11 protein-coding genes are annotated in these 10,265 nt (G+C 43.6%); all 11 read left to right on the forward strand.

Translation table 11 applies throughout. The features are described 5' to 3' along the window. Positions 1-107: 107 nt before the first annotated feature. Complete coding sequence (locus NR125_RS24740) at positions 108-941, forward strand: ABC transporter ATP-binding protein (protein WP_019383101.1); 834 nt, start codon at positions 108-110, stop codon at positions 939-941. A 96-nt stretch (positions 942-1,037) separates the two neighbouring features. Next, positions 1,038-2,024, forward strand: coding sequence for a Gfo/Idh/MocA family protein (locus tag NR125_RS24745; protein ID WP_256816306.1), 987 nt, complete (start codon positions 1,038-1,040; stop codon positions 2,022-2,024). 261 nt (positions 2,025-2,285) lie between these two features. After that, positions 2,286-3,350 carry a M14 family zinc carboxypeptidase gene (locus NR125_RS24750; protein WP_009334407.1) on the forward strand — a complete coding sequence of 355 codons (1,065 nt, stop codon included), beginning with the start codon at positions 2,286-2,288 and terminating at the stop codon, positions 3,348-3,350. 709 nt (positions 3,351-4,059) lie between these two features. Beyond that, a complete protein-coding gene (locus NR125_RS24755; RefSeq protein ID WP_372675480.1) occupies positions 4,060-4,182 on the forward strand; it encodes a YezD family protein in 123 nt (40 codons plus the stop codon). A 104-nt stretch (positions 4,183-4,286) separates the two neighbouring features. After that, complete coding sequence (locus NR125_RS24760; RefSeq protein ID WP_009334408.1) at positions 4,287-5,003, forward strand: phosphoadenylyl-sulfate reductase; 717 nt, start codon at positions 4,287-4,289, stop codon at positions 5,001-5,003. 15 nt (positions 5,004-5,018) lie between these two features. After that, positions 5,019-6,083 (forward strand): sulfate permease, encoded by a 1,065-nt coding sequence (locus NR125_RS24765; protein ID WP_256816307.1) that lies wholly within the window; start codon positions 5,019-5,021, stop codon positions 6,081-6,083. A 26-nt stretch (positions 6,084-6,109) separates the two neighbouring features. Next, positions 6,110-7,255 (forward strand): sulfate adenylyltransferase, encoded by a 1,146-nt coding sequence (gene sat, locus NR125_RS24770; RefSeq protein WP_009334410.1) that lies wholly within the window; start codon positions 6,110-6,112, stop codon positions 7,253-7,255. Between the two features lie 12 nt (positions 7,256-7,267). Further along, positions 7,268-7,867, forward strand: a complete 600-nt coding sequence (cysC, locus tag NR125_RS24775; protein WP_009334411.1) for an adenylyl-sulfate kinase — start codon at positions 7,268-7,270, stop codon at positions 7,865-7,867. A gap of 161 nt (positions 7,868-8,028) precedes the next feature. Next, positions 8,029-8,805 carry a uroporphyrinogen-III C-methyltransferase gene (cobA, locus tag NR125_RS24780; protein WP_256816308.1) on the forward strand — a complete coding sequence of 259 codons (777 nt, stop codon included), beginning with the start codon at positions 8,029-8,031 and terminating at the stop codon, positions 8,803-8,805. A 29-nt stretch (positions 8,806-8,834) separates the two neighbouring features. Then, on the forward strand, positions 8,835-9,608 hold the full coding sequence (locus NR125_RS24785) for a sirohydrochlorin chelatase (protein ID WP_256816316.1): 774 nt from the start codon (positions 8,835-8,837) through the stop codon (positions 9,606-9,608). Next, positions 9,589-10,197, forward strand: coding sequence for a precorrin-2 dehydrogenase/sirohydrochlorin ferrochelatase family protein (locus NR125_RS24790; protein WP_019382739.1), 609 nt, complete (start codon positions 9,589-9,591; stop codon positions 10,195-10,197). The genes NR125_RS24785 and NR125_RS24790 overlap by 20 nt, the downstream gene beginning before the upstream one ends. Positions 10,198-10,265 lie beyond the last annotated feature (68 nt).

Genomic DNA, 10,265 nt, shown 5'->3' on the forward strand with positions numbered 1-10,265 from the left:
AGCTGAGACACAGGATTTCCAGCAGGTGCTATGGAAGTCTTTACTGTCTTCAGCTCTATTTAGTTTTAAGGTTTTTGGGCCGTTATAAAAGGATAAGGAGGATATGAATGAGTTATGTGAAGAGCAGCAATATTATTTCACTGGATGAGATAAGCTGGAAAAGAAACGGAAAGCAGATACTGAACAAAGTTTCATGGCATGTCAGAAAAGGAGAACATTGGGCCTTATTAGGCTTGAATGGATCAGGGAAAACAACGATTCTGAAGATGATTACCGGCTATCTGTGGCCAAATGGCGGGCAAGTTTCAGTATTAGGAAATCTTTATGGCAAGACAAATATACCGGAGCTTAGAAAATCCATCGGCTGGGTTAGCACATCCCTGGACGATAAATTTCAATTCCGTCCATCAGAAACTGCCCTGGAAATTGTCTTGAGCGGGAGATTTGCCTCTATAGGCCTTTATCAAGAAATAACACTGCAGGACCTGGAAAAAGCAAAGGACTTAATGCATCAGTTCAATATTAGCCATGTCCAGGATCAAAACCTCACATCCCTCTCACAGGGTGAAAAACGAAAAGCCATGATTGCAAGAGCCTTAATGGCTTCACCAAGGCTGCTTATTCTCGATGAACCATGCAATGGGCTTGATATCTATTCGCAGGAAGAATTGCTTCGCTCGATTGAGAAAATGGCTGCTCATCAAGATGGTCCCACAATAATTTATGTTACCCATCATATCGAGGAAATTGTTCCTTCGATAACCCATGCCATGCTGCTGAAGAAAGGAAACGTCATTTCACAAGGCAAAAAAAGAGACACGCTGACAGATTCGCTCCTTGAAGAAACATTCCGTGTACCAATAACAGTAGATTGGGAAAATGGGCGTCCTTGGGTACGGGTAAAAGCCGCATCCCAGTTTACCGAGGCTGGACACCGATGAAAACTATTTGCCTGGAAGAATGGCAAACGGTTGATTTTTAGCAAATTGTCCTTCATTATATGAAGATATCTTATACAAAAAAATGGAGGAATAGAATTGGTTCGTTTCGGTATAGTAGGCACTAATTGGATTACAGAAAGATTTTTAAAAGCGGCACTGCAGGTTGAAGATTTTCAGCTGACAGCTGTTTATTCACGAACAGAAGAGAAAGCAAAAGAATTTGCAGCCAAGTACGGTGTGGAGAGGACTTTTACTGATTTAAAGACGATGGCCGCAAGCGGCGAAATCGACGCGGTCTATATTGCGAGCCCGAATTCCCTGCATGCTGAGCAGTCCATCCTATTTATGAAAAATAATGTTCATGTCTTATGCGAAAAGCCGGTTGCTTCAAATACAAAGGAACTTAAATCTATGATAGCTGCTGCCAGGGAAAACAATGTTCTTCTCATGGAAGCCCTAAAGTCTGCCTTTATGCCTAATTTTTTGGCTGTAAAAGAAAATCTTCATAAAATCGGACAGGTGCGCAGGTATTTTGCAAGCTATTGCCAATACTCTTCACGTTATGATGCATACAGGCAGGGAACTGTGCTGAATGCATTCAATCCGGATTTTTCTAATGGTTCACTAATGGACATCGGGATTTACTGTGTGTATCCGCTTGTAGCTTTATTCGGTAAACCTGTGGAGATTAAAGCAGCAGGCTATGTGCTGGAATCTGGAGTCGACGGGGAAGGAAGCATGGTCCTTAAATACCCTGACATGGATGCGGTCATCATGTACAGTAAAATAACCGATTCCAGTCTGCCTGCAGAAATTCAAGGGGAAGAGGGAAATATCGTTATAGATAGAATAAGTTCACCTGAAAAGGTTGAATTGCATTATCGGAATGGAGAGAGGGAGGACCTCACTCAGGACCAATTAAGTGATTCTATGTATTACGAAACTAAGGAATTCATCCGTTTGGTTCAGGCTGGAAAGACTGAATCTGATATCAACTCCTACGCTAACTCGATGATAACAATGGAGATTATTGAAGAAGCTCGGAGGCAAATTGGTGTAGTCTACCCGGCAGACCTGAATTAGAACGAAGGATCGGACATTTTATGTTCGGTCCTTTTTAGTTCTTTTTACACCTGAAAAAAAGGGATTTTTTGTAATCTAGTCTCTCAAATGGTAATTTTGGATTAATTTTACACGATAATTTGTTAGTAAACTCCTCATTTTATACTTATTTCGGAATGCGAAATTTGTCAAAAGAATAGGCATCATACTCTATTATCACTCTTAAATTAGTTCACTAGAATTAATAGTGAAAGATAACTATTAATTTGGGGGTATGTATTTATGACTTTGAAGAAAAAAGTTCTTTCTGTATCACTATCCGGTTTAATGGCTTTAGGTGCAGTTACAGCAGTGGGGATGCCTGCAGGTGCCGTTGGAAATGGTCCAGGCGCAGGCAATGGATCCATTCAGACTTCCATTCTGCATACATATGATAGTTTAACAGAATATTTGAAGACGCAGGATGCCAAGCAGGAGGCCATGCAGCTTGAAGTAATCGGCCAGACAGTAAAGGGCCGTGATATTTACATGGCAAAATACATATCCAATCCTGAAAATCCGACCATTCTTTTTCTGACTCAGCAGCACGGGAATGAGCAGCTGACAACTGAAGGAGCGTTGGAGTTTATTAAGCACCTTGGCACCGGCAAGTCAGGCGGAGTCCTTAAAGATGTCAATATTCTTGTGATACCTATGCTGAACGCGGATGGAGCAATGGGAGATGTGAACTTCTCACTTGACGATTATCTTGCCGATGGCGATCGCCATTTAACCCGCTATAATGCAAATCGTGTGGACTTGAACCGGGAACATGATAAAGAGACAAGCGAAATGGAGCCTGAGGCACGTGTACTCCATGAAAACGTGTTCCAAAAATACAAAATTGATTACATGATCGATCTTCATCATCAGGGTACCTTAAGTGAAACAGAAGGAAAGCTGGTATCGGGATCCATTCTTTATCCAACTAACAGCAACGTAAAACCTGAGGTTCTTGAAAAATCCAAAAAGCTGGGTTCAGTAGTGTTTAATGCACTTCACCATACAGGCTGGGGCCATATTGGAAAATATGTCGGCGGAACAGGTGAAAACATTGGCAGAAACGGGGCTGCTGTCCGTTACGACATTTCTACCCTGCTTTTTGAAATGCGCGGAATGTCCGACCACAACTATGAGCCTTATGCCCTTGGACAAAAGAGCAACGGTTATCTCATCAAGCAAACAATCACGACACTCGATGCGGCAGTAAAAGCCATAGCAGATGGTTCAATCAATTCTGCTGACACAAGCTTCTGGGATACTTTGCCTGAGCAGACAACAAGACAAAGTGAAGAAGCTGATGAGTAAAAGTGATTCACCTCCGGCCATTGCCGGGGGTGTTTTTTATGCAAAAACCAGCCTAAGGGAAGCCTTAATGAGCTGAATGGCGTATCTCTGGTTAAAGCAATAGCAACCAGCGTCAACCTAAAGCATCTTTATCAAAAGTAAAAAATATGCGTTAATCCTCAGGATATACACAACATTTTGGACAAAGTCCAAAAGAAACTTGGGTCAATCTTCAAGTTATAGCCGCTTCTCCAGCAAAAGTTATAAAATGATGCACCAATCCCCATAATAGATATCACATCTCAAACAAGAACCAAAATAACTAGCGTCAATCGCAAAGTTCGATGCAGCTTCTCCAGCAAAAGTTCAAAGAAACTGCATCAATCCCCATAATAGATACTACATCTCAAACAAGAACCAAAAGATCCTGCATAATAGCCATTTCAAAACGAATATCTCAAATAACCAAGGGTGATTCAGCGTGGATAGTTCCATAAAGACCTGGTACTTTACCAAAAAATCAAGTAAGTTTAACAGTTTTCAGTGAAGAAAAGCCCATTTATCAGATTTTTATAATTTTATTTAAATAAGTTGTTGACAATTCCTATGGGTATGGTAGGATTAATCTCAACATCACCAAAAATAAACTAATAAACTTAAAATTTCCTAGACTAAATAAAGGAGGCGAGCCTCACTGAAACAGGCTGACTGGGAAGAGTTATCTGCTCACTTGAAGCAGATGCTAGGGAGCATTAAATTCGGATCGATCACATTGGTCGTCCAGGATGGCAAAGTCATACAACTTGAGAAGAACGAAAAGGTTCGTCTTCAACCAAATAAGCGCGCTGACTAGACAAACTAGAGGCTGTTTTTCCTCCTGAAGGATTTTTTCAGGCGGGAAGACTGCCTTTTTTGGTTGAGAAAAAATTTTCAAGAAAGTGAAAGGAGTACTGCAAGATGAGCACTGCAGTGACATATGAAAATTGGAATCAGATCTCTGATGCATTCCGAATTGATGATAAATCAAAAGGCGCCCGCGATGTATTGGAATGGGCCTATAAAAATTATCCTGACGACAAGATTGTCTATGCATCGAGTTTCGGGGCAGAAGCCATTGTGCTGATTGACTTAATACACGAAATCAAACCTGATGCACATATTGTCTTTTTGGATACAGGGCTCCACTTCCTTGAAACCTATGAAGTCATTGATAAAATCGAGGCCCGTTTCCCAACGCTTCGGATTGAGCGGAAAGAGCCCAAGCTGACACTGGACCAGCAGGCTGCAGAATATGGTTCAGCTCTTTGGAAAAGGGAGCCCAATTCATGCTGCCAGATCCGCAAAGTGATTCCATTAAGAGAAGCATTAACACCAAAGCAGGCCTGGATTTCTGGCCTTCGGAGGGAGCAGTCGCCGACAAGAGCGAATACTCAATTCCTTAACAGGGATGAAAAGTTCAAGAATATCAAAATCTGCCCGCTGATTCACTGGACATGGGATGAAGTTTGGGGCTATATCAGGGAAAAAAACCTGCCATACAACACCCTGCATGACAATGGGTATCCAAGCATCGGTTGTTTTCCCTGTACACAGGCAGTCGATGAAAATGGCGATTCCCGTGCCGGACGATGGTCCGGGACTGGCAAAACGGAATGTGGCCTTCACACGAGCTAGAGGGAGGATGATACCATGCTTACGATTATAGCGGTCACAGTCGGTTTATTTTTCGCCATGAATATCGGGGCAAGCGGAGCAGCAGCATCCATGGGGATCGCGTATGGTTCAGGTGTCCTAAAAAACCGCATTTTAGCTCTTGTTCTTTGCGGATTGGCCGTTTTCTTCGGAGCATGGCTTGGCGGAGGAGAAGTGGTAAAAACAATGGGAAGCGGTATTGTCCCTAAAGAGACCTTCACAGTTGCCATCGCGCTGATTGTGATTGCATCTGCCGCATTATCGCTGTTTCTTGCAAATGTTTTCGGCATCCCGCTCTCTACCAGTGAGGTGACAGTCGGTTCTGTTGTTGGTGCTGGAATCGTCTACCAATCCGTATTTGCCGGAAAGCTTGCCTGGATCGTCATGTTCTGGCTGATTACTCCATTTGCTGCTTTTTTAATTGCCATAGCGGCAGCCGCATTTTTAAAGAGAAACTTTGTACAGAACCTGATTAAAAAGCCTAAGGCTGCTCCGATTTTAGCCATGCTCGTCATTTTTATGGGCGTGTTTGAAGCATTCTCGGCAGGCATGAATAATGTTGCCAATGCAGTCGGCCCGCTTGTTGGTGCAGGCATTATGAGCACTGGCAGCGGAATCTTCTGGGGAGGGCTGTTTGTTGCTTTAGGAGCCATTTTACTGGGGAAAAATGTCCTCGAAACAAATGGCAAAAAAATTACAAAAATCCGTCTTGAAGAAGGCTGTGTCATTTCAGGAACAGGAGCAGGAATTGTTACGATCGCTTCCGTTTTTGGAATCCCTGTCCCTTTAACGCAAATCACCACTTCCTCCATCATCGGAATCGGATTTGTAAAGCAGGGACGATCAGTCTTCAAGAAGGACATCGTCATTCAGCTATTAGTTGTATGGGTTGTTTCACCGGTATTATCGATGGTCCTATCCTATACGCTCATCCAGCTGCTCATTGAACAAAATGTATATCCGGTGATTGCTATGGCCGGTGTTCTAATCTCCGTATTCGGAGTGAAATTCTTAATGAATCAGGCACAAGCTGCTGCAAGTCCGATTACTGAAAAAAAGTAAATCCGAAAAAGAAAGGTTGATGAAGAATGGCTCTGCCGAAACCTCATGGAGGAAAATTAATTCAAAACTATAATCCAAATTATGACCTGACAGGAATTGAAAAAGAAATTTTAATAGATGCCATAGCACTGAGTGATCTGGAACTTATAGGTGTTGGCTTATTCAGTCCTCTGACAGGTTTCCTTGGAAAAGCAGACTATGAATCTGTTGTTGAAAAAATGAGATTAGCAGACGGAACCATTTGGTCCATTCCGGTTACACTGCCGGTTTCAGCGGAAAAAGCCAAAGAGCTCACAGCCGGTGAAAAGTTTAAGCTGGTAAACGAAGGTGAAGTGTACGGAGTCATCACTGTATCAGAATGGTATGAGCCTGACTTAACCAAGGAAGCGAGCGAAGTCTACAAGACGGAAGAGCTGGCACACCCAGGAGTGAAAAGGCTTTTTGAACGCGGTCCGGTTTATGCTGCAGGCGAGGTAACGCTGATTAAAAAACCTGGTAAAGGCGTAGCGGAGGATGTATGGTTTGAGCCTAAAGAAACAAGGGCACTATTTGAAGAAAAAGGCTGGAAAACAGTGGTTGGCTTCCAGACAAGGAACCCTGTACACCGGGCACACGAATACATCCAAAAAGCTGCTTTGGAAACGGTGGATGGACTGTTTTTGAACCCGCTTGTAGGGGAAACAAAATCAGATGATATCCCTGCTGATGTCCGTCTTAAGAGCTACCGGGTCCTATTGGAAAATTACTATCCAAAAGAGCGCACCCAGCTGGCTGTCTATCCCGCAGCAATGAGATATGCGGGGCCGCGTGAAGCAATCTTCCATGCCATTGCAAGGAAAAACTTCGGCTGCACACACTTCATCGTCGGCAGAGACCATGCCGGTGTCGGCAATTATTATGGCACATATGATGCGCAGCATATTTTCAGCCATTTTACAGAAGAGGAGCTTGGCATCAAACCGCTGTTCTTTGAGCACAGCTTTTACTGCAATAAGTGCGAAGGCATGGCATCTGATAAAACCTGCCCTCACAGCAAAGAAGACCGTGTCATTCTATCCGGCACAAAGGTAAGGGAAATGCTCCGGAACGGGGAGCTGCCGCCTTCCACTTTCAGCCGCAAAGAGGTAGTCGAAGTATTAATTGAAGGCATGAGAGAAAAAGAAACGGTATAAGGGGAGGATATAATGACAAAGGCAACAAACATCACCTGGCATGACTCTGCGATTACGAAGGAAGACAGGCGGGCACAGAACGGCCATGGAAGTGTGGTCCTTTGGTTTACCGGGCTATCAGGCTCAGGCAAATCAACAATTGCAAATGCTGTATCCCACGAACTGTTTCGCCAGGGAATCAATGAATATGTACTGGATGGCGACAATGTCAGACACGGCTTAAATAAAGATCTTGGCTTTTCAGAAGCCGACAGAAATGAAAATATCAGGCGTATTGGGGAAGTCGCGAAGCTGTTTGTGGACAGCGGCAAGATCGTCACAACTGCCTTTATCTCTCCATTCCGTTCGGACAGAGAAACGGTTAGGGCGCTGTTTGAAGAAGGAGAATTTATTGAAGTCTTCATCGACTGTCCGCTCGAAGAATGTGAACGGCGGGACCCAAAGAAATTATATGCCAAAGCACGGCGCGGGGAAATAAAGAATTTTACAGGAATTGATTCCCCGTATGAAGCACCTGAAAACCCTGAAATCACGGTCCGATCTGACCAGTACACAGTAGAAGAAGCAGTCGGGCAGATATTAACACATTTGCGTGAGAAGAATATCCTATAAAAACCGGGAGTCTCTTTTTAATAGGAGACTCCTTTTCTGAAAAATAATTCCTACTATTTCACCCCGAAAAATGGTATTATAGAAAACAACTAGATTATTAGCTTAGGAAAAGCATTAAAAGGCATATATTATAAGATATTACAGAAAGGGCGGTCATGAGAATGACGGGAAAAGTTTTTTTAGTAGGTGCCGGCCCGGGAGATCCTGAACTTATGACTGTTAAGGGAATGCGCTGCCTGCAGGAGGCAGATGTCATTCTATATGATCGTCTAGTGAACCGGGAGCTGTTAAATCATGCAAAAAAAGAAGCGCAGCTCGTCTATTGCGGCAAGCTTCCCAATCATCACGTCATGAAGCAGGAAACCATCAATCACCTGCTTGTTAAATATGCAAAAAAAGGTTTGCTGGTTTGCCGGCTAAAAGGCGGTGATCCATTTGTTTTCGGCAGGGGCGGGGAAGAGGCAGAAGAGTGTGCCAATAATGATGTGCCATTTGAAATTGTACCTGGAGTGACTGCAGGAATCGCGGCATCTGCTTATGCGGGAATTCCTGTAACACACCGTACCTTAAGCAAAAGTTTCGCTTTTGTCACCGGACATCAGGCCGGAAACGAAGAAGCTGAACACCAGTGGGCCCACCTGGCACATGCAGTTGACACGATTTGTGTGTATATGGGTTTTTCCCACTTGCCTAATATTGTTAAAAATCTCATTCATAACGGAAAATCCACTCAAACACCAATTGCACTCGTACACTGGGGAACTCTTTCAAATCAGCGGACAGTTACGGGCACGCTTGCCAATATCGAGAGCAAAGTAAAAGAAGCAAAAATTTCGAATCCAAGCATGATTGTCATTGGGGAAGTTGTAAAAATGCATCATAAAATTAATTGGTTCGAAGAGGAAATTGCGCCTCATCTGCCTGTGGTGCATGGATAGGTTACGATTAAGCAGTATGAAGAAAGTCCATCAAGGAAAGGAGGCCCCAAATGAAAGCTGTCCTATACATCGGCCATGGCACACGTTCTAAAAAAGGCGCTGCCGAAGCATCTTTTTTTATCAGGAGTGTCATGAAAAAGGTAGACGCTCCTATACAAAAGCTTTGTTTCCTTGAATTAACAGAGCCAGACATTGAGGCTGGATTTGAATACTGTGTCCATGAGGGAGCGGAAGAAATTGTGATTGTGCCTCTATTTTTGCTGGCTGCGGGTCATATTAAGCAGGATATCCCTGAAGCGCTTGCCCCTTTAATAAAAAAGCATCCGGCCATAACTGTAAGGATGGCGGATCCGTTTGGAGTCCAGGACAGCATTCTTGACGCAATTGCAGAACTTGCGGCAGATGAAGCACAGCCAATCCGTTCTAATGATTCGCTTTTAATTGTAGGGAGAGGAAGCAGTGACCCTTCAATTCTTCAATCCTTTAACTCAATCAAAAGGGGAATCAGCCAGCGGCTTGGTATAAGGAATGTGCAAGTCTGCTATTTGGCAGCTGCTGCGCCGTCCTTCAAGGATGGACTTGATTCCATTTGCAATGAGGCCAGAGGGAGGATTATCGTCATTCCTTATCTATTATTCTCGGGGCTTTTATTAAGTGAGGTAGTAAGAGAGGTCAATAAGAAAATAAAAGCAGGATCCTCTGTGAACCTTACTGATACTTTAGGAAAACATGTGGCCATCCAGAATCTAGTCGCTGAAAAAGCGAATGGAGAGGTGAATGTGAATGCAGCCGTTATTCATTAATTTAACCAACAAGAAGATCGTTATTGCAGGCGGCGGCAGAATTGCCTTTCGAAAAGCGAAAACACTTGATGGAGAACGGGCCAATATCACTTTTGTTGCTCCTGATTTTACCGACGATATCATTTGTCTTGCCCATCAAAGAGGGTATGAGCTCATTCAGCGGGAGGCGCATCCTGAAGATTTTAAAGATGCTTTTTTATCGATTCTGGCCACAAATATTCGTGAAACCAACCAGCAGCTGGCGAGGTCGCTTGATTTATATCAGCTTGTCTGTGTTGTCGATGATGCAGGAGAAGGAAATGCAATCTTTCCGGCAGCTGTAAGACGCGGTCCGCTGCAAATCGCAGTCACCTCGAATGGCGCAAGCCCCAAGCTGACCCGGATGCTAAAAAAACAGCTGGATGAACAATTTGATGAAAGCTGGACGGGATATTCAGAATTTCTGGCAAAATGCCGTGAACATATTAAAAAACTTTCTATTCATTCAGCTGAGAAAAATGAGCTTCTCGCCGAATTGCTGGATGACCGCTATCGCCTGTCGGAGGATGAGCGGGAAAGTAAATGGGCATATCTGTCCTCATTAAAATAATCAACTCCTCAACTGGTCTTGTCCCTGTCAAGTAGACAACATAAAAAGCTAAGCAGTGAGCGCGTGTC

Origin of the sequence: Cytobacillus sp. Bac17, assembly GCF_024519925.1 — a bacterium.
Lineage (GTDB): Bacteria > Bacillota > Bacilli > Bacillales > Cytobacillaceae > Cytobacillus > Cytobacillus pseudoceanisediminis.

Excerpts from the sequence above, each read along its gene's own strand:
- NR125_RS24740 (WP_019383101.1), top strand. The coding sequence starts at position 108 with ATGAGTTATGTGAAGAGCAGCAATATTATTTCACTGGATGAGATAAGC.
- NR125_RS24750 (WP_009334407.1), top strand. The coding sequence starts at position 2,286 with ATGACTTTGAAGAAAAAAGTTCTTTCTGTATCACTATCCGGTTTAATG.
- cysC (WP_009334411.1), top strand. The coding sequence starts at position 7,268 with ATGACAAAGGCAACAAACATCACCTGGCATGACTCTGCGATTACGAAG.
- sat (WP_009334410.1), top strand. The coding sequence starts at position 6,110 with ATGGCTCTGCCGAAACCTCATGGAGGAAAATTAATTCAAAACTATAAT.
- NR125_RS24765 (WP_256816307.1), top strand. The coding sequence starts at position 5,019 with ATGCTTACGATTATAGCGGTCACAGTCGGTTTATTTTTCGCCATGAAT.
- cobA (WP_256816308.1), top strand. The coding sequence starts at position 8,029 with ATGACGGGAAAAGTTTTTTTAGTAGGTGCCGGCCCGGGAGATCCTGAA.
- NR125_RS24760 (WP_009334408.1), top strand. The coding sequence starts at position 4,287 with ATGAGCACTGCAGTGACATATGAAAATTGGAATCAGATCTCTGATGCA.
- NR125_RS24790 (WP_019382739.1), top strand. The coding sequence starts at position 9,589 with ATGCAGCCGTTATTCATTAATTTAACCAACAAGAAGATCGTTATTGCA.